The organism is Clostridium sp., assembly GCF_036660475.1.
Taxonomy (GTDB): Bacteria; Bacillota; Clostridia; order Clostridiales; family Clostridiaceae; genus Clostridium_J.
Window position 1 is genome coordinate 221,379 of record NZ_JAVXAO010000004.1, and the last position, 24,440, is coordinate 245,818.

The following is a 24,440-nucleotide window of genomic DNA, read 5'->3' on the forward strand; positions in this document are numbered from 1 at the left end:
AGTGGGTGGAGGAGTAGTAGTAAATGAGCAAATATATTGAGTTTGTAGATGTAAGAAAAACATATAAAATGGGTGAGGTCGAAATTAATGCTTTAGATGGAGTTGATTTCTCTATTAATAGAGGTGAGTTTGTTGTAATTGCAGGAGCCAGTGGAGCTGGAAAGAGTACAATATTAAATATACTTGGTGGGATGGATACTTCAACATCAGGTGAAATTTATGTGGATGGAAATAGAATTGATAAGTACAGTGAAAAAGACCTTACAACCTATAGAAGATTTGATATTGGGTTTGTTTTTCAATTTTATAATCTAGTTCAGAATTTAACGGCTATAGAAAATATAGAACTAGCAACTCAAATATGTAAAGATCCGTTAGATACAGAGAAAACATTAGAGGATGTTGGGCTTAAAGAAAGAAGAAATAATTTTCCAGCACAGCTTTCTGGTGGAGAGCAACAGAGAGTAGCAATTGCTAGGGCTCTTGCAAAGAACCCAAAGTTATTACTTTGTGATGAGCCTACAGGAGCATTAGATTATAATACAGGAAAGGCTATTTTAAAGTTGCTTCAGGATATGAGCAGAACCTTAGGAATGACTATTGTAGTTATCACACATAACCTAGCGCTTACAGCTATGGGTGACAAGGTTATAAAGGTTAAGAATGGTAAAGTCCATAGTATTGCTATTAATGATAATCCAACTCCAGTGGAAAGGATTGAGTGGTAGCCATGAGGAGTTCATTATCAAAGGATACGTTTAGAGATATCAAAAAGAGCCTAAGTAGATTTTTATCTATTGTTGCCATAGTGGCAATAGGTGTAGCTTTCTTTGCAGGAATAAAGGTTGCATCTCCTGATATGAAGATTACAGCTGATGCGTACTACGATGATCAAAATTTTATGGACATACAACTTATTTCAACACTTGGGATTACAGATGATGATGTTAATGAAGTGAGAAATATAGAGGGTGTTAAGGGTGTATTTCCAACATATTCTTTGGACGTGCTTACAAGGCTTGAAACTGAGGAAATTGTAGTGAAAGTACACGGGTTTTCATTAGAAAATCATAAGAATTCAAATGAAGACTATATAAATATACCTAAGCTAGTAGAGGGAAGATTTCCACAAAAATCAGGTGAATGCGTTATTGAAGCAGAGTCAATGATGAAAACGGATATACCTATAGGAACAATTTTGGAGGTTACCTCAGGCACTGGTGATGATATTAGTAGCTCTTTGAAAACTAGTCAGTTTACAGTGGTAGGGAAAGTTCATAGTCCAACATATCTTTCAATGGAGAAGGGGAGTAGTACCATTGGAAATGGTCAGGTTGGTAGTTTTATGATAATTCCTAATGTGGATTTTAATATGGATGCATATACAGAAATGCTACTTACAGTACAAGGTGCTAATGAAATTCAAACTTATAGTAATAGATATGATGAGGTAATTAATCAGGTTCAAGAAAAACTTGAAACTTTAGGGTTAGCAAGAAGTAAAGTTAGGTATGAAGAAGTAATTGGTGAAGCTATGGGTAAGATTGATGATAGCAGAAAAGAACTTCAAGATGGAAAAACAAAGGCTGAAAAAGAACTAAAGGATGCTGAGGATAAACTCAAGGAATCAAGAGATGCCTTAGTGGTTGGAGAAAGCCAGCTTTTAGATAAGGAAACTAAATTTAATAGCTTTATTAAAGAGTCTGAGGGTAAGATTTTAAGTGGTGAAGCGACACTTATAGATAATGAATCGGAATACAATAAAAAGTATAGTGAGTTTATCACAAAAAAAAATGAGGCTGAAGTACAATTTAAAGTAGCGGAAGAGCAAATAGCAGCTGGAGAAGCTGAACTTAAAAATGCAGAGGGGTATCTACTTGCTCTTCAAGAGAAGATAAAAAATGAAAATCTTTCAGAGGCTGAGAAGGCACAAATTCAAGGTGAAATATCAACGCTTCAAACTGTAATTGTAACAAATAAAGAGAAGCTAAGTAAGGCAAGTATAGAACTTGAAACCAACAAGGCGCTGATACTAGAGGGTGAGAAACAGTTAAATGATGCTAAGACGGCTATCGAGTTAGGGAAGGTGGAAATCTCAAATAAAAAACTTGAATTAAATCGTGGGAAAGAAGCAGCAAATAGGGAATTTTCAGATGCTCGTAGCAAATTAGAAGAAGGTAAGATATCTTTAGCACAGGGTGAAGAAGAATATGAAAAAGCCAAGGCTGAGGCAGAAAAAAAGATTCATGATGGTGAGAGGGAATTAGCTGAGGCGGAAGAAAAAATTGGTAAGTTTAAAGACGCTAAGTGGTATGTGTTAGATAGAAATACTAATTATACTTTTGTGGATTATGAAGGGTCAGCAGATAGAGTTAATGCAATTGCTCAGGTATTTCCAGTATTTTTCTTTGTTGTTGCGGCTTTAGTGTGTTTAACAACTATGACTAGAATGGTGGATGAACAAAGAGGAAACATAGGAACATTAAAAGCTCTTGGGTATAGTAAGGGAGCAATTGTTTCAAAGTATATTATATATGCAGCATTGGCAAGTCTAATTGGAAGTATCATCGGAATTATTATAGGATTTACGATATTTCCAACGGTTATATTTAATGCCTATGGGATAATGTATAATCTGCCTAAGGTTATATTAACTTTTAATGTGAAATATGCAATTATGTCAACTATGGCATCAATACTTACAACTACTTTAGCTGCGGTATTTGCATGTTATAGAGAATTAGTAGAAACACCAGCACTTTTGATGAGACCTAAGGCGCCGACAGAAGGGAAGCGAATTTTATTAGAAAGAATACCTTTCATATGGAATAGATTTAATTTTATTCAGAAAGTGTCTGCAAGAAATATATTTAGATATAAAAAGCGCTTTCTAATGACTGTAATAGGGATTTCTGGTTGCACAGCACTACTATTAGCTGGATTTGGAATAAAGGATTCTATACGGGCTATTGTAGATAAACAGTTTGGTGAAATATATGAGTATGATATGATGGTTGATTTGGAAGGTAATATGTCAGAGGGGGATTATACGGAGCTTATAGATAATGTTTCAAAAGAAAATAGGATAGAAGAATATATGTTAGCTAAGAACTTAAATATAAAGGCTTCAAAGGATGAGATAGAGAAAGATGTAAAATTGTTTATTCCGAATGATTTACAAATTTTCAATGATTTTATAGATTTAAGAAATCGTAGGACAAAAGAAAATTTAATTCTCTCAGATGACGGTATTGTAATTAGTGAAAAACTTGCAAAACAACTTAGTGCAAAGGTTGGCGATACTATATATATTGAAAATGAAGATAAAGAAAAGTTCTCAGTTAAGATAACTGGAATTACAGAGCATTACGTATTTCATTATGTATATATGACAACATCACTTTATGAAAAAATTTATGGGGAAAAAGTTGATTATAATCATATAGTATCAAGAATTCAGGATACTTCAGAGGAGTTTCAAAAGAGTTTGGCTAAAGATATAATAGATATGCCTAATATAGGTTCGGTTAATTTTAATTCTAGTATTAAAAATAACTTTAGCGATATGATTAAGAGTCTAAATTATGTGGTACTAGTTATGATTATATCAGCTGGATCGTTAGCTTTCGTAGTACTTTATAATCTTACAAATGTAAATGTTAGTGAGAGGATAAGAGAAATTGCTACAATTAAGGTTTTGGGATTCTATGACAATGAAGTTTCAGCCTATGTGTATAGGGAAAACTTTATATTAACCTTCATTGGAATGGGTACTGGTCTTGTTTTGGGTGTGTTCTTACACAGGTTTATCATGGTAACAGCGGAACTTGAATCAATGATGTTTGGGCGTAATATAGCTATGTTTAGTTATATATGGTCGGCCTTACTTACAATATTATTTTCAGCTATAGTTAACTGGGCCATGTATTATAAACTTAAAAAAATACATATGGTTGAATCTCTAAAGTCTGTAGATTAGAAGTTTAGAAAATAATTTAACCATATGTAAAAATATATGAAACCATGGTAAAATTGTTATATAAACAAAATTATGGGGGAGATAGATATGAAGGTAGTAAGTGAAAAGGAATTTGAATTAGAAACAGGTAAAGGATTAGTTTTAGTAGATTTTTTTGCTACATGGTGTGGACCATGCCAAAGATTAACTCCAGTACTTGAAGATCTTCAAGGGGATTTTGAAGGTAAGGTAAAGTTTTTAAAGAGCGACATTGATGAAAGTAGAGCAGTTGCAAAGAAATTTTCAGTTATGAGTGTTCCTACAATGATAGTACTAAAAGATGGGGCACCGGTAGAAAGAATGGTTGGATTCATGCAGCCAGAGGATATAAAGGCTAAACTTAAAAATCATATATAAGTTTACTGAATAGCTGATATAAAATTAGATTTTGAGAATAAAAACATTGGATAAAACCTCTGTCATATTGTATGACAGAGGTTTTATTATATTACAGGGGTTTATTGTATATCACATATAAAGGTATATGATGCTTAGAATTCTTAGAAAATCCCTAATAAAAAGGATATAAAGTTAGAGAGTTCATATTATTTATGATTACTGTTGGATTAATATAGCATTTTGGAGAAATGATGAGAAAAATGGAGTAAAGACATAAGAAACTATTAAATTTAAAGAAAAATATGATGTACTTTATTTGACAAGCGGTAAAATATGATGTACTTTATAAATATAAAGAGTATAACAATGATTCATGGGGGTTTAATTATGATAAACGTTGGAATAAATGGGTTCGGAAGAATAGGGAGAACTTTTTTAAGGATAGCATGTGAAAATCAAAAAAATGATTTTAACATTGTTGCTATAAATGCTAGAGCAGATGTAGAAACTCTTGCACATCTATTTGTGTATGATTCTTGTTTTGGTATTTTTAAAGGCGAAGTAAAGACAACGGAAAATTCCATAATTATTAATGGTAAAGAAATAAAAATAACTAAGTGTGATTCTCCAAAGGATATTCCATGGAGAAAACTTAATGTAGATATAGTAATAGAATCTACCGGTAAATTTACATCTAGAGAAGACCTTATGCAACATGTGAAGGCTGGAGCAACGAAAGTTTTGCTTACGGCGCCAGGTAAAGATGAAGATATTACTGTTGTTATGGGGGTAAATGATTCGGAATTAGATCTTTCTAAGCATACATTGATTTCTAATGCTTCATGTACAACAAATTGTTTAGCTCCAGTAGCTAAGGTTTTAGATGATAATTTTGGGATTGTAACTGGATTTATAACAACAGTTCACTCTTATACTAATGATCAGCAAATACTTGACAAGAGTCATAAAGATTTAAGGAGAGCAAGAGCGGCTGGTGAATCCATAGTACCAACTACTACTGGCGCTGCAAAGGCTGTTGCAAAGGTATTGCCACAACTTAAAGGAAGATTGGATGGATTTGCTTTAAGAGTTCCAACAGCAGCGGTATCAATAACAGATTTAGTTTGTGAAGTGAGAAAAGAAACTACAGTAGAAGAAATAAATGAAGCATTTAAGAGAGCTTCAGAAAATGAACTTAAGGGTGTACTTGGATTATGTGAATTACCGTTAGTGTCTGTAGATTTTAAGGGTGATAGCAGATCTTCTATAGTTGATGGATTATCAACTATGGTAAATGGAAAGATGATAAAAATTGCATCATGGTATGATAATGAGTGGGGATATTCTGCAAGGGTAGTTGATTTAACTAATTATGTTGCACACTTATTAAAAGTAGAAAAAATCTCTAAAATTGCTTAATTCACTGGTTTATCTAGTGATTGATATATATTATTATCAAATCCCATAAAATGAAAATATATTTGAAATCCCGTAAGATGAAATATATTTTAAAAGACTCAAAGGACTATTTGAAAAAGAAATAGGACTTTGGGTTTTTTTACAGTATAATTATTAGTTAAGTTATATTATAATAGGTTAGGCATCTTCAAAAAATAAATAAGTCAGTATCTTTGACTTATTATTTATTTTCAGATGCCTTACACTATATTTAAGTAGGTGATTGGATGACGGAAAATAAATTTTTACCAATATGTAAACAGGATATGATTGAAAGAAATTGGGATCAGTTAGATTTTATTATAGTAACAGCAGATGCGTATATAGATCATCATAGTTTTGGAACGGCCATAATTTCAAGGGTTCTTGAAGATGTGGGGTACAAAGTTGGGGTAATTGCGCAACCGGATTGGAATGATACAAAGGACTTTATGAAGCTTGGAAGACCGAGACTTGGATTTTTAGTTAATGGAGGAAACATGGATTCCATGGTTAACCATTATACAGTTGCTAAAAAACTAAGAGAAAAGGATTTTTACTCTCCGGGTGGGAAGATGGGATTAAGACCTGATATGGCAACTATCGTGTATTGCAATAAGATAAGAGAAGCACATAAAAGCATTCCGATTATAATTGGAGGCGTTGAGGCTAGTCTTAGAAGATTTGCTCACTATGATTACTGGAGTGATAAAGTTAGAAAATCTATGCTGGTTGATAGTGGGGCTGATCTTTTAATCTATGGCATGAGTGAGAAGCAAATTGTAGAGGTTGCAAATAATTTAAATGATGGACTAGAGATAAGGTATATTAGGCACGTACCTGGTACTTGTTACATAGTAGATGATTTAGAAAATGTAAGTGATTATATTGAGATTCCATCTTATAAGGATATTTGTAAAGATAAGATGGACTATGCTAGGGCTTTTAAGGTCCAATATGAAGAGCAAGACCCGGTAAGAGGAAAGACTTTAGTTCAAAAACACGCTAATAGATATGTGGTTCAGAATAAACCTGAGATGCCACTGTCAAGAGAAGAACTAGACCATGTGTATGGACTTCCGTATCAGAAGAATTATCATCCTTGCTACGAAGGGCAAGGTGGTATTGCAGCTATAGAAGAGGTTAAGTTTAGTATAGTTAGCTCAAGGGGATGCTTTGGGAATTGTGCATTCTGTGCTATAACCTTCCATCAAGGACGAATTGTGCAAAGTAGAAGTGAAGAGTCTATTCTTCAAGAAGCTGTTGAGATAACTAATTTGAGTGATTTTAAAGGGTATATTCATGATGTGGGAGGTCCTACAGCAAACTTTAGACGTCCTGCATGTAGTAAACAGCTTAAGCATGGAGCTTGTAAAAATAAGGAGTGTTTATATCCAAAACCTTGCAAAAACTTGGATGTAGATCATACTGAATATCTAGATTTGTTAAGAAAGGTAAGAACTGTTCCTAAAGTGAAAAAAGCCTTTGTGCGTTCTGGACTTAGATATGATTATATAATGGCAGATAAAGACGACACATTCTTTAAGGAATTAGTTGAGCATCATGTTAGTGGACAATTAAAAGTTGCACCAGAACATGTTTGTGGTAATGTTTTAAAATACATGGGAAAACCAGCTGGAAAAACCTATGACAAATTTACTGAGAAGTTCTATAAAATTAATGAAGCAGCAGGAAAGAAACAGTATATAATTCCTTATCTAATGTCAAGCCATCCAGGGAGTACTTTAGATTCAGCTATAGAGCTTGCGGAATACTTAAGGGATATAAAGTACCAACCGGAACAAGTTCAAGATTTCTACCCAACTCCAGGAACTTTAGCTACGGCTATGTTCTATACAGGGGTGGACCCGTTAACTATGGAGAAGGTTTATGTACCTAAGAGCAAGAGTGAAAAGGCTATGCAAAGAGCGCTACTTCAATATAGAAATCCTAAGAAGTATGATATAGTCTATGATGCATTAGTTCAGGCAGGAAGACAAGATTTAATAGGCAACGGCCCTAAATGTCTTATAAAATCGAAGGGTCAAGGTAAGAGTTTTAATGGCAATGGGGATGATGGTAGAATATCAGAAGGTAATAGGAAGAGCAGTAATTCTAGCAAAGGCCGAGGGGCTAAAGTTACGGGTTCAGGAGATAAAAGAAGTAAAGGAAACTCTAATAGTAATGGGAAAGTGAAGGTTGAAGGTGGCTTCAGGAGCAAGCCTACTGGGAATGATAGTGGTAAAGGTTCAGGTAAAAGCAGAGATTCTCAGGTAAGTAAATCTAAGGTAGCCAATGGGAAAACAAATGACAAATCTAGAGGTAAATTTGCAAGCCAAAATAGTAAAGCGGCTTCGAAGGGGAAATCAGTGAAGAGAACTCGTAAATAGAGAAATAGCAGTAATGGATACTAAAAATCATGAAACTCATTCCCATATGCATTTGATAATAGGAAACTCATTCTCATATGTAATCGAATGAGTAAGCTCAATTTGCTAAATCATAGATTTAGAATTTCACTTATAATAATAAATAAATAAATGAGGAAATAATAAAGTTATAAAAATAAATTGGTAGCCATATAAATTTAACAATTATTATGTAATGCTATTAAAAACTTAATAGTGTGAAGATTAATTGTTAAATTGAACGGAATATGATATAGTTTAAACACTAACGTTTCGGGGAGGAATTTAACGTGCAAAGGATAGCTTTAGTTTCAGATAGTAGTTGCGATTTAAGTAGAAAAACTGTAGAAAAATATGGTGTTAGAATAGTGCCTACTAGGATAATATATAAGGATAGAGAGTATTTAGATCAAATTACTATAAGTTCAGATGAGATGTATGCCTCACTTGCTACAGAAATACCTACTACATCTTTGCCAGATGTAGGTTATTGTCATAAGGTATTTGATGAAATAAAATCTGAAGGATATACGGATGTAATTGTTGCAACTGTATCTGGGAAGTTATCAGGAACACTTAATAGCCTTAGAGTTATTTCTAATGACTATGAAGGAATTAACTTTCATTTTTATGACACAAAAACACTTGGATATCCTCAAGGTGCCATTGTGATGGAAATTGCAAAGATGATTGATAAGGGAATGAAATGTGAGGATATACTTGAAAATCTTGAATCGGTAAGACAAAGAGTTACAGGATATGTAGCATTAAATACTTTGGAGTACCTAATGAAAGGTGGCAGAATTGGCAAAGTTGCAGGGACAATAGGAGAGATGATACATCTTAAACCTATAATTTCATCTAATGATGAAGGTGTTCTATATAAATATGCAAGAAGCAGAGGAAGAGTTCAATCAATAAGTAAACTTAAAAGTATACTACAAGAACATTTAGAAAAAGCTAAATGTCACGTGTGGGTATTAAGTGGAGATGCGTTTGAAGAAGCTAAGAAGCTTTATGAGGAATTTAAAAATGATCCAAGGATTACAGAAATATCACTTGAAACTATAGGACCTGCTATGGGGATTCATACAGGACCGAAATCTATTGGTTTATGTGTTCTAGAAGAGCTTTAAATTAAAAAGATACTGGAAAATAAATCAGCATATTTTTGTTGAATAATATAAGTGGACAAGAGATAAGGATACATAAATTTTAATTAAGAATTCACAATTTAGTATTTAAAATGAAGGATAAAATCTTTAAATATTTTTAAAAAATTCAATGTATAAATTTAATTAGAATATATATAATTATAAAAGTATAGGATTTGAACTTGCACAATATCATATATCTATGGTATACTAAGTATGTGGTAACCCACAAAATAAAAAGAATAAAGATTTAACATATATAATAATTTTCTCCGTTAGAGGATTTGTTAATAGTAGGTAAATCTTTAAAATGGAGGAATAGTAAAATGGCAGATAGAACATTAACATGTAAAGATTGCGGAAGCGAATTCGTATTCACTGAGGGCGAGCAAGCTTTCTACGCTGAAAAAGGATTCGAAAACGAGCCAACTAGATGTGCTGATTGCAGAAGAGCAAGAAAAGCAGAAAGAAATAGAAGATAATTAATATTTAATATTTCAATAAAAGCTATAAGAAGAAATTCTTATAGCTTTTATTTTTAATATGTATGATTAATATAAATTTGGCAAATGTTAAGGGTAGAATGATATAGTGTATAAAGGTGATATGATGAGGTTATAAGGTTTGTTAAATTATTGCGCACAGACAAGAAGTGGAGAAAATAATATTATAGTATTGAGGAGACGTTTATGAATAGTGGATTTAACAGTTATAATTTAGATGTAAATATATTAAAGGCATTAAGTAATTTGGGATTTGAAAATCCTTCTGAAGTTCAGATAGAAACTATACCAAGTCTATTAAACCATGAAGATATAATAGTGAAATCGCAAACGGGAAGTGGAAAGACGGCTAGTTTTGGAATTCCATTATGTAATGAAATTGAAATTGAAGATTCAAAGATAAAAGCATTGGTGTTAGTTCCAACAAGAGAACTTGCATTGCAAGTGAAGGATGATATTTCGAATATAGGTAGACTTAAGAAGGTTAGATGTGCTGCGGTGTTTGGAAAACAACCGTTTAATGATCAAGTAAGAGAACTTAAACAAAGGGTTCATATTGTTATAGGTACACCAGGAAGAATAAGTGATCATATGAATAGAGGAAATTTGGATTTTGGAGATTTGAGTTTTGTAGTTATTGATGAGGCGGATAAAATGCTTAACATGGGGTTCATAGACCAAATAAAAGAGATTCTAGATCAGTTGCCTAGGGAGAGAACGACTGCATTGTTTTCAGCAACGATTCCGGACCGTATAGAAAATTTATGTTATAACTATATGAAATCACCTAAAATTTTAGAGGTAAAGTCAAAAGTGTTTAACCGTGAAAAAATTACGGAAGCTTACTTAGAAATAGAAGAGAGAGATAAATTTAAAGCTCTTTTAAGAAGTTTATATGCAGCTAAGCCTGATGCCGCAATAGTATTTTGTAATACTAGAGATAAAGTTAGGACAATATATGAGGGGTTGAAATCTGAGGAAATGTTGGTTGAGCAGCTTCATGGAGACATGGAACAAAAGGAAAGAATTGAAACTATGGAAAGATTTAAGAATAAGGAATTTAAGGTTTTGGTTGCAACTGACATTGCATCACGAGGAATTCATGTAGACAATATTACTCATGTATTTAACTATGAAGTTCCAATGGAGAGAGAGAGTTACGTTCATAGAATAGGTAGAACAGGAAGAGCTGGAAGAGAAGGAGTTGCCATAAGTTTAATTTCACCTTACGAAAGAAAATTTTTAACTTTAATTGAAGAGTATTTAGGGTATACAATAAACAAAGGTAAATTTCCAACTGAAGAGGAAGTTGCTACGGGTAAAATTCTATTTAAGAAAGGTGAAAGGGCTATTTTAGATGCTCCAAAACCTAAAAAAAAGGTTATTCATAGTGATGTTGCTAAAGTATATATTGGTGCTGGAAAGAAGAAGAAAATAAGGAATATTGATATAGTGGGTGCATTAAGTAATCTTCCAGAATTAAGTGGTGATGATATTGGGATAATTGATGTACAGGATAATATTACATATGTAGATATCTTGAATGGTAAGGGTAAAAACTTTGTAAAGAAATACAAAGAGCTTATAATAAAAGGTAAAAAGGTTCAAGTTCAAATTGCTAGAAAATAGGGAGAGAAGATTTTAGTTGTGATAAAATTAAATATATGAAAAGTCAAAATAAGTCTTGTATTCTTTAGTCCATGGTGTTATACTAAAGAAGTAGTAAATACAAAAAAAAGTAATAAAGATTTAACATTTATAATAACTTTCTCCAATTTTAGAGAATTAGTTAATTGTACGTAAATCTTTAAAAAAATGGAGGAATGTAAAATGGCAGATAAAACATTAACATGCAGAGATTGTGGTAACGAGTTCGTATTCACTGAGGGAGAGCAAGCTTTCTACGTAGAAAAAGGATTCGAAAACGAGCCAACTAGATGTGCTGATTGCAGAAGAGCAAGAAAAGCAGAAAGAAATAGAAGATAGTAATATTTAATATTTCAATAGAAGCTATAAGAAGTAATTCTTATAGCTTTATTTTTATATTTTAATATGTGTGATCTAATAATGATTTTAGTTATCCAAATTTTAAATTTTGCATTCTTAATTATAATTATATATATTAGAAAAAAGTTAAAAAATACTTGAAATTAAATTATGAAAATGATAAACTAAAAATATAAAATAAAAACAAAGATTTAACATGTATAGCAACTTTCTCCATTTTGGGAAAATGTTAGTTGATGTAAATCTTTAAAATGGAGGAGTTTTAAAATGTCAGATAAGAAATTAACATGCAGAGATTGCGGAAATGAATTCGTATTTACAGAAGGCGAGCAAGCTTTCTATGCTGAAAAAGGATTTGAAAATGAGCCAACTAGATGCGTTGATTGCAGAAGAGCAAGAAAAGCAGAAAGAAATAGAAGATAGTAATATTTGATATTTCAACAAGGCTATAAGGAGTTATTCTTATAGCCTTGTTTTTTTATTTAATAACAATTTTAAAAGGTGTTATTCGAGTTTTTATATGATTACTAAACTGGCAAATTAAGTAGGGTAACAGCTAAGGTGAAATATAATGTTAAAGCAACGGCATCTACTATAGTTGTTATTAATGGGCTTGCCATTATAGCTGGGTCAAGCTTAAGTTTTTTAGCGATTATAGGAAGTATTCCACCTAAAACCTTAGCCATTACTACAGTGCAGAATAAGCTTATACATACAGTTATAGAAATTAAAAAACTAGTTTTCTCGAAGTAGTAAATTCTGATGAAGTTTACACTTGCGAGAACGAACCCGGTAATAGCACTAACCTTTAGTTCTTTAAACACAACTTTAAATCCATCTGATAATTTTATATCACCAAGAGCAAGTCCTCTTATTATAAGGGTTGAAGATTGGGAACCAGCATTACCACCAGTATCCATTAACATTGGAATAAAGGCAGCAAGAATAACTACAGATTGAAGTACATCTTCAAATTTTCTTATGATATTACCGGTAAATGTAGCAGAAATCATTAGAACTAGAAGCCATATTATTCTATGTTTTGCAAGATTCCATACACTGGTTTTTAAATATTCTTCCTCATTGGGTTCCATTCCAGCCATTTTTTGAAGATCCTCTGTATTTTCTTGATCAATAATATCTACTATATCATCTATAGTTATTATGCCAACTAGTTTTTTCTCATTGTCTGTAACGGGAATAGATAATAAATCATACTTTTTAAATAGATAGGCTATATTTTCTTGGTCATCTAGAGTAGTAACATGAATAAATTCAGTTTTCATTAAGTCTGCAATGAGCATGTTGCATTCGCTTAAGATTAGTTTTCTTATGGATATAATTCCCTCTAATTCTCGGTTAGAGCCAAGAACATAACACGTATTAATAGTTTCTTTATCAATCCCTGTTTTCTTTATATGTGATATAGCATCATTAACAGTCATATCCTTTTTTAAATCGGCGTATTCTATTGTCATAATGCTTCCAGCGGAACTTTCGGGATATTTTAAAAATTGATTAATTATTTTTCTGGTATTTTCATCAGTATTCATTAAGATTTTTTTAACCATATTGGCTGGTAATTCTTCTAAAAAATCAACAGTATCATCAATAAATAAATCATTTATTATATTTGAGATTTCACTGTCTGTTATAGAGTTTATTATAAATAATCTTTGTTCATGGTCTAGATAGGCAAAGACATCAGCAGCAAAATCTTTAGGTAGTACTCTAAAGATTTTAATAATGCTATCCTTATCTAGCTTTTCAAGAGAGGCTGCAATATCTACTGCATTTTTATTTTTTAGGGTTTCTCTTGCATCTACGAACTTTTTTTCGGCAATTAATTTTAATGTATTTTTCATTGTTATCACTCCTATTAATTTAATTCAATTCAATGAGTCGATGTGAACATCAACTACAATTTAAATGATTATGAGTTTTAGGTTGTAGTGGGTGAAAAACAATGAAGATGCAAATAAATAGGCATTAAACATAATGTTTAATGCCATGACAAATAAATATATAACTTTATTGTTACCTGTTATATTTTCAGTAAGGTTGATATGTGCCTTGAATTATCAATTCTTGTATGAAAATATATTTCTTTTGTATATTGCATATAAATAGTCACTGAAACTATAGGAGAACTTAAATCTATTATAGTAGAGTTATAAATTTAATGCATAAAAGGAGGGTAAGAAGTTACATAGATTTTAACTAAATAGCTAAACATTAAATGTGTTAAATTTATCAGATCTTCATCGTCAATATTACTACTACCATCGTCCATGATTCTTACACCTCCTAAAATTAAAAATAAAAAAACCTCCGTAAACTAAAACGAAGGAATGTATAAAAGAATACGTTCTCGTTCAAGTTTTAGCTCTACAAGGCAATGAAATTGCATTAGATTAAGCCTTCTTTGTTCGGCAAAACCTGCTAACCAGTTAAGAGTGTTTCCACTCTTTTACGGCAGCAACCCGTATCCTTGTAGTAACCTCACCTACCGAGGTATATTTAGTTTTTTCTCTACTACATATATTATTATTTAAATTGCAAAAAGTCAATGACAAAGTTGCAAATTTCGACATTATTTATTGAAAAAAGGGTGTTTATAAAGTGTATTTGAATCTTAGAAGAATAAGATTCATAGAAACATTAACTCTGAAATAAAAGTTTTTTGCTGAAATATTTCATTGCCATAGCTCCTAAAGGTGCTGTAACGATGATTGATAGGACAGAAATAGCTAATATTATATCTCCAGAAGCAACCCCTAATGATAGTGGTAGTGCACCCATGGCAGCTTGAACAGTAGCCTTTGGCACATATGAAATAACACAAAAGAACTTTTCCTTTAAATTTAAATCTGTACCAAGTAAAGAAAGCATAACACCAATACTTCTAAAGAGTAATCCAGCAAATATTATAATTAAGCCAAGAGCTCCAGAAGAAAAGGCAATATGTATATTAACTTCAGCGCCAACCAAAACAAAAAGCATAATTTCTGCGAAGATCCATAATTTATTAAAACTTAAGGATAGGGATTTTGCTATTTTAGGTGTTTTTTCAGTTAGAATAAAACCAATGGTCATAACACCTAAAAGGCTTGCTATAGATATATTATCTTTAAGTAAGGTTTCTAAGACAGTAAGGAGAATTGCGAAAGAAAGGATTAGTAATAGTTTTTTTGTATCAGGGATACTCAAGGCTTTAAAAAGTTTTATTAAAACAAATCCTAGAAATAGACCTAATAATATTCCTAAAATAATTGAAGTAGGAATGCTGAATATTTGACCTACTAGGTTAATTTTACTACCGGAATATAATCCTAAAAAACTAGTCAATATGGTAATAGCAAAAATGTCATCAATGGAAGCTCCAGCTAAGATTAATGTTGGAATACCTTTATTAGTTCCAAGATTGGTTTCCATTAGGTTAATCATTTGAGGAACAACTACAGCTGGAGAGACTGCAGCTATTATAAATCCAAGAATACCACCTTGTATAAAAGTGAAGCCTAGAAGTTTAGTAGAAATTATAGCGATTGATAATCCTTCTAGAATACCCGGTATAAAACTCATTTTTATTGCAGGCTTACCAACGTCTATTAAATCAGATTTTTTTATTCCGAACCCAGCTCTTAAAAGAATAATTATTAATGCTATTTTTCTAATATCAGCAGATATGGTTAGTAAATCGCTACTGATAAGATTAAAGCCATAGGGACCTAAAATAATTCCAAGAATAAGCATTCCTAAAAGTCCAGGAAGTTTAAATTTTTCAAATATGAAGTTAAGTAAAACTCCACCTAAAATAATGATTGCTAAGCTAGTAGCCATGAAAAGTCCTCCTTTAAAATGTTATTAAGCAATGAAAAAATCTCCTACAGATACACCTATGGTGTGGTCTGTAGGAGTCATTAGCATTTAGCGATTGTGGTGAACTCCATCACCTTTAGTTTGAATTATAGTTTTAGTATATCAATATGTAAAGAATAAATCAATGCAAGAATACACTAAGTTTTTATAAGTGAAAGAATATTTTGTAATATAAAGCTTCGTGTATCGAAATTTTTCTAGAATTAATACAGTTAATATGATATTATGATAAATATAGAATAAATTTACATAATGTAGGGGGAGATTTTATGTTGTTAGAAAAATTAGTTAATGCATTTGGAGTTAGTGGATATGAGAAGGAAGTAAGAAATGTTATTAAAGAGGAAATCAAAGAATTAGCAGACGATATAACTGTAGATGCTCTTGGAAATTTAATAGTTTTTAAAGCTGGAGTTGGAGCTAATAAGAAAAAAATAATGGCATCAGCTCATATGGACGAAATTGGATTCCAAGTTATAAAAATTGATGAAAAGGGATATATAAAAGTTAGAGCATTAGGTGGTATTCCTGTTATAGGAAGTACAATGAATAGGGTTAAATTTAGAAATGGTATTATAGGACTTGTAGCTAGTACAATTAAAGAGAAAGAATTAGCTACAGATACTAAAAAATTATATATAGATATCGGAGCTAGTACTAAGGAAGAAGTAGAAAAATATATAAAAATTGGGGATGTGGCTTCTTATGTAGGAGAGTATGTAGAGCTTAAAGAAAATAATGTAACAGCAAAAGCTCTTGATGATAGAATAGGTTGTTATATATTAATAGAGGCTTTAAAGAAAGCTCAAAATCCTTACAATGACTTATATTTTGTATTCTCAACTCAAGAAGAGGTTGGACTTAGAGGTGCTACAGTTGCAGCAAATAGAATTAATCCAGATTTAGGAATAGCAATTGATGTAACTATTGCAAGTGACTTCCCTAATGCTTCTGAAGGAAGTAATAAAGTGGGTGGTGGAACAGCAATAAAAGTTTCAGATGGTTCTGTTATATGTAATGAATACCTTGTAGAAGAGATGATAAATTGTGCTAAAGAGAATGATGTAAAATATCAATTAGATGTAATTGATGGTGGTGGTACAGATGCAGGTGCTATTAATAAATCTAACTATGGAGTTAGAGCTACAGGAATATCAGTTGCAACTAGATATGTGCATGGACCAAATGGGCTAGTTAATATGGATGATACTAATGCATCTATAGAACTTTTAGCAAAATATGTAGATAGAGAATTTAACTTTGACAATGAGTAATCAAAAATAATAATATAAGTTTAATTCACTAAAGGAGTTTCTATTATAGAGACTCCTTTAATATAATGTAAAGGTGTAATAACAATAATTTAAGGGGTGTAGGGATGAGAAAAGATAAAATTATTGAGAATTATCACGGAAGAGATATATACGATCCATATAGATGGCTTGAAGATATTAACAGTGATGAAACTAAAGAGTTTATAATGGAACATAATGAAAGCTTTGAAAGGTTCATAGGTAGCTATAAGGGATATAAAGAAATTAAAGATGAAATAACTAATCACAGTAATTATGATAAGGGGAATTGTCCAGTAAAAGATGGCGAACATTATTATTTTTTATATAAATCTGCAAATGAAAATCAGCCAAGGCTATATAGAGCAAAGGATATTTATGGACAAAGACAGGAGCTTGTAAATCCTAATGAATTATCTGAAGATGGAACTTGTGCTATAACAGGATTCTGGCCTAATGATGAAAAGAATATAATAGCCTATGCAATCTCAAGTAAAGGTAGTGATTGGCAGACTATACACTTTGTGAATACAAATACCTGTGAGGAACTAGAGGAAAAATTAACTTGGTGTAAGTTTACAAGTTTTAGTTGGCTACCAGATGGAAATAGTGCTATTTATACAAGGTATCCTAAGGGGTATGATGTAAATGATCATAGAATTACTTATCATAATATGATAAGTATACACAAAATAGGAACAGATCAATTAGAAGATGAGAATATAATTGATGGAGCTGAGAAAAGTGAGTACTCTTATAATTTAAAAATAACTAAAGATAAAAAACATTTACTTATGTATAGAAATAAACCCTTCGGAATAGGTTCACTAAAAATCATGAAACTAGAAGAAGATGTGTTAAATCGTGTAATAGAAAGCAATGAATCAATTGATTCTTACTTTACAACACTAATTGATGATAGAGAGGAAGACTTTGATTTTTTAGGAAATAGAGGAGAAAAGTTTTATTTTTTAACAGAGTATAAGGCTTCAAATAAGAGAGTTGTAGAGATTGATATAAACAATTTTAATGAGGAAAACTGGGTAGATATAGTTAAAGAGGATAGAAAAACGCCAATTGAAAATGTTGTATTTAATGGAGATTTTATTGCAATTGTTATGATGGAACATGGAAATCATAAAGTGTACTTGCACGATATTTTAAAAAATCAAGTTGAAGAAATTAAATTATCATCAATGGGAGCTATTGATAATATAACCTTTTGTGGAAATCAGGTGTTTTTAAGCTTCTCATCATTTTTTATACCATCAACAATTTTGCAATTTAATGTGGAAGAAAAAGAAATAAAGAAACTATGGTATCCATATTTAGATATAGATTTTGATGAGTTTGTAACTGAGCAAGTATTTGTAGAATCTAAGGATGGCACGAAAATACCTATGTTTATAAATCGAAGAAAAGATATAGAATTAAATGGGGATAATAGGGTGCTTCTCTATGCATATGGTGGATTTAATCTTAATAGGATTCCGGAATTTAGAGTGCCAGAAGTAATATGGATTAAACGTGGAGGAATTTATGCTGTAGCCAATATCAGAGGTGGCAGTGAATACGGGAAGTGTTGGCATGAGGATGGTATGCTAAATAAAAAACAGAATTGTTTTGATGATTTTATCAGTTGTGGAGAATGGCTTATAGATAATAAATATACTTCAGATAAAAAGTTAGCCATAAGAGGTAGAAGCAACGGAGGATTATTAACTGCTAGTTGCATGGTACAAAGACCAGAATTATTTGGTGCAGTTATATCACAAGTACCAGTTATAGATATGCTTAGATATCAAAAATTTACTGTGGGAAGATATTGGATACCTGAATATGGTGATGGAGAAAATAATAAAGAAGATTTCTATAATATGATAAAATATTCACCTCTTCATAATGTTAAGTATGGAACCCTGTATCCACCAGTACTAATTGTTACAGGCGATAGTGATGATAGAGTACTTCCATGTCATTCATATAAGTTTGCAGCAACCTTAGATGAGGCGGCACCTTTACCCGATAGAGTATTTTTAAGGGTGGAAAAGGATGCAGGTCATGGACAAGGAAAACCAATATCAAAGCTAATTGATGTTGAAGTAGATATATATAGCTTCTTAGAAAAAGTGTTGGGGTAAAAGAGAAAAATTGGACTTTGAAATTGAAATTAAATGTATATATACAGAGGTAACTCACAGGATTAATAAAGTAGAAGTAGAAGTAAAATATGAGATAAGAAAGTTATCCAAAGAAAATAAACTATAATCTTAATATACAATTAAACAAAGTGCTTTCTCACAAAAATGAGGAAGCACTTTATTTTACTAAAAAATCTTGTATTAATATCAAAAATTCTATATTAAGCTGATTCTTTTTTTCCAAGGATATAAGTTAATACAAATCCTATTATAAAGGTTCCTATAGATATAGCTCCTGTAAGTCCAAAGGTAAAACCAGGGTATACAGGGAATATAGAACCTAAAATCAAGCCACATATAGCAAGGTAGGTTGGTTGAGGGTATTTATTAAGTAAAGACTCAATAAGTTTCGTAGTAGCTAATAACCCTACAATAACACCTAATCCAACGGGTATAAGTAGTGGAATGTTAAATGTAGAAACTGCATTTGTAAGAGTTGTATATAGTCCAAGAATTAATAGGACTAAAGATCCACTAACCCCAGGAAGAATCATTGTTGCAGCTGCAATAAATCCAGCAAAGAATAAAGTAATAAAAGATTTAACGGTAATGGATACCATTGAAATAGAAGTTACTTCAGTTTTCCCAAAGAAGGATATGGCAATCATAAGAGCCAGAGTTATGAATAACCAAATATAGTTCTTAGATTTAACCTTATCTTTGGTTGCTCTTTTATATAACATTGGGAAGGAACCCAATATAAGTCCTATGAAAAAGAAATTTGTTGGTTCACCATAATTTTGTAGTAGGTTTGTAATTAGTTTACTAAATAGCACTATCCCTAGAACTGCACCAATAGCAAGTTCAATAAGAAATATAATATCTTTTCTCCAGTCTTTAAAGAAATTATTTACAGCTGATATAATTTTATCATATATGCCTAGAACTACAGCCATAGTTCCACCGCTAACACCTGGAATAACATTAGATACACCAATGACTACTCCCTTTAAAATATTTAGTATATTCTCCATTTCTATCTCCTTTTTTTCATTTGATTTATTCGTAAAGTTTAATACTCTTATAATTATATTAATAACTATTGTAATTTGCAAATTTATTGACATAATTATCAATTCTGAATTATAAATTATAAATTATAGATTATAGATTATGAATTATAGATGAAATTCTTACAGAATTTTTTTGATTAAGTTTATAAGGTTTAGTACATACTAACTTCAGTTAAGTCATCTTCGAAAAATAAATAAGTCAGCGTCCTCGACTATTTTGATTTATTTTCAGGTGTCTAATATGTATAGGAAGTGATTAAATGAATTTATCAAAGAGTATGGAAGGAAATTTATCCATAATAAAAAGCAGATTAAACCTAGATAAAAGTTTTGATTTAATTAATAGAACAATTGTAATAGGTGGAAGAAGAACTTCTATACTATTCATTGACGGGTTTATAAAAGATGAAGTAATGGAAAAAATCATGGAGGGTTTTTTCAAAATTACTAAGGAAGAAATCGATAAAATGGAAACAGCTAAGGGGTTTATTGAATACACAGTCCCTTATGTAGAAGTTGATACGGAGAAGGATATAGAGAAGATAATATCAACACTACTTGCTGGACCGACAGTTATGATTATTGATGGTTTTGATGAGGCAGTAATACTAGATATTAGAACTTATCCGGCGAGAACTACAACTGAGCCAGATAAAGAAAAGGTTACAAGGGGATCTAAGGATGGATTTGTTGAAACTATAGTGTTTAATACTGCATTAATTAGAAGAAGGATAAGGGATCCAAAACTTACCTTTGAAATGTTATCTGTGGGGTCTAGATCAAAGACAGATGTAGCAATTGGATATATAGACGGATTAGAGAATAGTGACCTATTGAAGGATGTAAAAGAAAAAATATCAGAGTTAAAGGTAGAGGCTTTAACAATGAATCAAGAAAGTCTTCTTGAAGCTTTGGTAAAGTATAAATTTTATAATCCATTTCCAAAGGTAAAATATACAGAGCGTCCAGATGTTGCGGCTGCACATATATTAGAGGGGAAGATAGTTGTAATTGTAGATAACACTCCTAATGTTATGGTATTACCATCTTCATTTCTTGATTTTATACAGGAAATAGAGGACTTTTATTATCCGCCAGTTACAGGTTCATATTTAAGGTTAATTAGAATTTTCGTAATGCTTCTTACATTAATACTAACGCCTACATGGTTATTAATTATGCAATATCAAGATGTGTTGCCACCATATTTAGAATTTTTAACTGTGGCTGAAATGAATTCGGTGCCTTTGATTTTACAATTTTTACTCCTAGAGGTAGCAATAGATGGGCTAAAAATGGCATCATTAAATACTCCGAGTTCATTAGGAACATCCCTTGGAATAATTGGTGGATTAATACTAGGTGATTTTGCGGTAAAATCAGGATGGTTTGTACCAGATACCATATTATATATGGCATTTATTGCAGTAGGAAGTTTTACCCAACCTAGTATAGAACTTAGTTATGCCATAAAATTTTGCCGAGTTATGTTACTTATAACTACCTGGGGATTTGGTGTATATGGATATGTAGCTGGATTAATTCTAGTTTTTGCAATTATATTATCAAATAAGACGCTTACAGGGATAGGATATTTATATCCACTATTCCCTTTTAATGCAAAGGATTTAAAGGGAATAGTTTATAGAAAATCACTAAGAGAAAGTAGCAAACAAGAAAAATAGAATAGAAAACAAGGTGATTATGATGCGATTTTTCATAAGTGCCTTGTTTTTTTATGTAAATATAAAACAAATATGATATAATGCTTTATAAGGGAAATTTGGGTATAGCATTGTAATACATATAAATTAAGGCATATATAGAATGTTAAGAAGATGGGTTTGTAGGTTAAGTAATCTACGGTAGGAGGATAGGTTTTATGTTGGATAAATTTCGGATTGATAAAAGGCTTGGAATAGACAAGAAATATGTAAATATTGGAATTGTAACCGTGTGTGTTGGAATAATATTATTTTTAGGCTATGAGATAGTAAGCAGAAGTGGTATATATTTAAATGTTGTAAAGAACTGCATTGTAGGATTTTTTAATGTAATAAAACCAATAACAGTAGGGGCTATATTAGCATATTTATTATTTCCACCAGTACGCCGTATTGAAAAATTATTAATGTCGTTTAGTAAATCAAAGTTTGATAGTAAATATAATTGGGTGTATAGAATTATAAGCATATTAATAATTTTCTTTATAATAATACTTTCATTAGTATTGATATTTAATTTTATAGTTCCACCATTATTAGAAAATGCTAAATCTCTAATAAATAGCATTCCTCAATATGAAAATATTATCATGTCAGCAATGGAAAATTTGAATTCATACTTTGTAAGTCTTAATATTGATTATCAACAGATAAGTGGTTATATAGATAAAATCACATCAATATTTGGGGTTTTGGGAGAGAGAGTAATATATCTAATAACAAATAGTATATATGGATTAGGAAATTTTATAATAGATTTAGTATTGGCTATTATATTTACATTCTATTTTTTAAAGGACAAGGAAATGCTTTTTGTTACAATAAATAAATTTGGAAGAGCTTTTATTCCAACAAGATTAGGCAAAGGGATTAAGCAATTTATATTTGATTTAGATGAAGTTGTTGGAGGGTTTGTAAGAGGAGTTTTATTAGACGCAGTTATAGTAGCGATAGTTTCATCTATACTGATGTTAATTATAAATCATCCGTTTGCAATTTTAGTAGGGGTTATAGCTGGTGTGTGCAACATAATACCATATATAGGACCATTAATTGGAGGCATAGTAGCTTTTGTATTAGGAATATTTACTAGCACAACGCTTGGAATATGGGGGTTTGTGTTACTTTTATTGTATCAGCAAATAGATGGTAATATAATTCAACCTAAAATTGTAGGTGGAAGTGTTGGTCTTCCAGCAGTGTGGACATTAATTTCACTGACTATAGGGGGCGGATATGGAGGCGCTGTTGGAATGATATTAGCGGTTCCAGTGGCAGGGATACTTAGTGTTTATGTTCATAGATATTATAAAAAAAAGTTAATTGATTAATTAAGGAAAGGTGTAGAGGAATAATATCTTCTACACCTTTATATTATTCAAAATTATATGGCTAAAAAGCTGGCTCTTATTATCAATATTATCTACATTAAATATTGTTTTAGGATCATTTGCAATTGCACTGATTGAAAAATATGGAGGTAGTCTAAATCCTTTATTTATATTTAATGCTCCTATTAATTGTTTGGCAACAGAGTCACTACCAGAATTTCCAGACACGATAACCGCAAATATAGATTTGTTATAAAAGTTAGTTCGTCTATAAAGAGCAGTTATACGATTTATTACTGCGGTTAAATTAGCGGCTATAGCATCATTGTAATTAGGACATAACCATACAATAGCATCACTTTCTTCGATAGAAGGAAGAACATTATCGGTCATAACACCGCCATAAAAGCAACCTTTGCTTTTTCCATAGTGAAGGCAAAGTTTATAGGGGCACCCAATGCAATCAAGAACTTCACCACTTTCTATTTGTAGCTCAGTAATTTCGAAGCCACTAATATGCTGGGCAACCAAATACCATAGGTCTAAGGTATTTGAGGTTTTATGAGGGCTTGAAAAAAGAACAAGTATTTTGCCATCTTTCAGTGGATTGGTATTATCATCCATAAGCCTTTTGGCTAAATTTAGACAAAGCTCATAACAAATATCTTCAAGACATATTTTCATGGTTTTTTGCCACGTAGCAAAATTTTTAAGGGAGCTAGTAGCTTCAACTAAGGGGTGACCAATAAAGGAGCAGCCAAGACTGTTGGCTATATATATTATATCCTGTGCAAATCTCTTTGTACCATAATCATTAATGCTATATATAAGTAGTGCGCCTGTAGAACCATGTAAAGAATTATTACTGATTTCAAGCACAGTTGATAAAAATTTAATCATTGATATATCATAGCCAGAAGCTTCTATCTGGGAAACAAATAGAAGCTTTCTATTTTTCAAATTAGGTAGATTATTTAAATCACTAATGATTTCGTGAGGAATATCTTTAGTTGCTGAAGTCACCATTTCATTTAAGGTTTTAGATATGGTTTTGTTTGGTAAGATCACATATAGTTTTTCCATAAATACAACTCCTAAAATTTATAGTCTATTAAACTAGTATATGACAGT

General features: G+C 31.4%; 18 protein-coding genes and 2 riboswitches. Of the genes, 14 read left to right on the forward strand and 4 right to left on the reverse strand.

From position 1 onward, the window contains the following. Window positions 1-23 precede the first annotated feature (23 nt). The 10 genes from RSA29_RS08015 to RSA29_RS08060 all read left to right on the forward strand — a co-directional run bounded on the left by RSA29_RS08015 (window position 24) and on the right by RSA29_RS08060 (window position 12,289). On the forward strand, window positions 24-728 hold the full coding sequence (locus RSA29_RS08015) for an ABC transporter ATP-binding protein (protein ID WP_346932226.1): 705 nt from the start codon (window positions 24-26) through the stop codon (window positions 726-728). Window positions 729-730: 2 nt separating this feature from the next. Beyond that, window positions 731-3,979 (forward strand): FtsX-like permease family protein, encoded by a 3,249-nt coding sequence (locus RSA29_RS08020; RefSeq protein WP_346943511.1) that lies wholly within the window; start codon window positions 731-733, stop codon window positions 3,977-3,979. A gap of 87 nt (window positions 3,980-4,066) precedes the next feature. Then, window positions 4,067-4,375 carry a thioredoxin gene (gene trxA / locus RSA29_RS08025; protein ID WP_346943512.1) on the forward strand — a complete coding sequence of 103 codons (309 nt, stop codon included), beginning with the start codon at window positions 4,067-4,069 and terminating at the stop codon, window positions 4,373-4,375. A 366-nt stretch (window positions 4,376-4,741) separates the two neighbouring features. Beyond that, complete coding sequence (gap, locus tag RSA29_RS08030) at window positions 4,742-5,776, forward strand: type I glyceraldehyde-3-phosphate dehydrogenase (protein WP_346943517.1); 1,035 nt, start codon at window positions 4,742-4,744, stop codon at window positions 5,774-5,776. 266 nt (window positions 5,777-6,042) lie between these two features. Beyond that, the gene (locus RSA29_RS08035) at window positions 6,043-8,184 is read left to right on the forward strand and encodes a YgiQ family radical SAM protein (protein WP_346943513.1); all 2,142 of its coding nucleotides are present in this window, start codon (window positions 6,043-6,045) and stop codon (window positions 8,182-8,184) included. 308 nt (window positions 8,185-8,492) lie between these two features. After that, window positions 8,493-9,338 (forward strand): DegV family protein, encoded by an 846-nt coding sequence (locus RSA29_RS08040; protein ID WP_346943514.1) that lies wholly within the window; start codon window positions 8,493-8,495, stop codon window positions 9,336-9,338. Between the two features lie 344 nt (window positions 9,339-9,682). Beyond that, window positions 9,683-9,838: a zinc-ribbon domain-containing protein gene (locus RSA29_RS08045; RefSeq protein ID WP_346932231.1), complete on the forward strand. Its 156-nt coding sequence runs from the start codon at window positions 9,683-9,685 to the stop codon at window positions 9,836-9,838. Between the two features lie 207 nt (window positions 9,839-10,045). Beyond that, complete coding sequence (locus tag RSA29_RS08050) at window positions 10,046-11,488, forward strand: DEAD/DEAH box helicase (RefSeq protein ID WP_346943515.1); 1,443 nt, start codon at window positions 10,046-10,048, stop codon at window positions 11,486-11,488. A gap of 201 nt (window positions 11,489-11,689) precedes the next feature. After that, window positions 11,690-11,845: a zinc-ribbon domain-containing protein gene (locus RSA29_RS08055; RefSeq protein WP_346932233.1), complete on the forward strand. Its 156-nt coding sequence runs from the start codon at window positions 11,690-11,692 to the stop codon at window positions 11,843-11,845. A gap of 288 nt (window positions 11,846-12,133) precedes the next feature. Then, window positions 12,134-12,289 (forward strand): zinc-ribbon domain-containing protein, encoded by a 156-nt coding sequence (locus tag RSA29_RS08060; RefSeq protein ID WP_346943516.1) that lies wholly within the window; start codon window positions 12,134-12,136, stop codon window positions 12,287-12,289. A gap of 104 nt (window positions 12,290-12,393) precedes the next feature. Here the strand turns inward: RSA29_RS08060 and mgtE are convergent, their stop codons facing one another. After that, window positions 12,394-13,731 (reverse strand): magnesium transporter, encoded by a 1,338-nt coding sequence (gene mgtE / locus RSA29_RS08065; RefSeq protein WP_346932235.1) that lies wholly within the window; start codon window positions 13,729-13,731, stop codon window positions 12,394-12,396. A 495-nt stretch (window positions 13,732-14,226) separates the two neighbouring features. Continuing rightward, window positions 14,227-14,387: riboswitch (M-box (ykoK) riboswitch) on the reverse strand. Between the two features lie 140 nt (window positions 14,388-14,527). Further along, window positions 14,528-15,709, reverse strand: a complete 1,182-nt coding sequence (locus RSA29_RS08070) for a cation:proton antiporter (RefSeq protein ID WP_346943649.1) — start codon at window positions 15,707-15,709, stop codon at window positions 14,528-14,530. A gap of 64 nt (window positions 15,710-15,773) precedes the next feature. Then, window positions 15,774-15,832, reverse strand: a riboswitch (Fluoride riboswitch). Between the two features lie 185 nt (window positions 15,833-16,017). Here RSA29_RS08070 and RSA29_RS08075 point away from each other — a divergent pair. Both RSA29_RS08075 and RSA29_RS08080 read left to right on the forward strand, forming a co-directional pair. Then, on the forward strand, window positions 16,018-17,022 hold the full coding sequence (locus tag RSA29_RS08075; RefSeq protein ID WP_346943650.1) for a M42 family metallopeptidase: 1,005 nt from the start codon (window positions 16,018-16,020) through the stop codon (window positions 17,020-17,022). Between the two features lie 104 nt (window positions 17,023-17,126). After that, window positions 17,127-19,181 (forward strand): prolyl oligopeptidase family serine peptidase, encoded by a 2,055-nt coding sequence (locus RSA29_RS08080; protein WP_346943651.1) that lies wholly within the window; start codon window positions 17,127-17,129, stop codon window positions 19,179-19,181. Between the two features lie 221 nt (window positions 19,182-19,402). On the opposite strand, the gene RSA29_RS08085 is transcribed toward RSA29_RS08080, so the two are convergent. Beyond that, window positions 19,403-20,215, reverse strand: coding sequence for a DUF368 domain-containing protein (locus RSA29_RS08085; RefSeq protein ID WP_346943652.1), 813 nt, complete (start codon window positions 20,213-20,215; stop codon window positions 19,403-19,405). Between the two features lie 299 nt (window positions 20,216-20,514). Between RSA29_RS08085 and RSA29_RS08090 the strand changes: the two genes are divergently transcribed. Further along, a complete protein-coding gene (locus RSA29_RS08090; RefSeq protein WP_346943653.1) occupies window positions 20,515-21,939 on the forward strand; it encodes a spore germination protein in 1,425 nt (474 codons plus the stop codon). Window positions 21,940-22,136: 197 nt separating this feature from the next. Beyond that, complete coding sequence (locus RSA29_RS08095; RefSeq protein ID WP_346943654.1) at window positions 22,137-23,309, forward strand: AI-2E family transporter; 1,173 nt, start codon at window positions 22,137-22,139, stop codon at window positions 23,307-23,309. Between the two features lie 30 nt (window positions 23,310-23,339). Here the strand turns inward: RSA29_RS08095 and RSA29_RS08100 are convergent, their stop codons facing one another. Beyond that, the gene (locus tag RSA29_RS08100) at window positions 23,340-24,392 is read right to left on the reverse strand and encodes an NAD(P)H-dependent oxidoreductase (RefSeq protein ID WP_346943655.1); all 1,053 of its coding nucleotides are present in this window, start codon (window positions 24,390-24,392) and stop codon (window positions 23,340-23,342) included. Window positions 24,393-24,440: the final 48 nt, after the last annotated feature.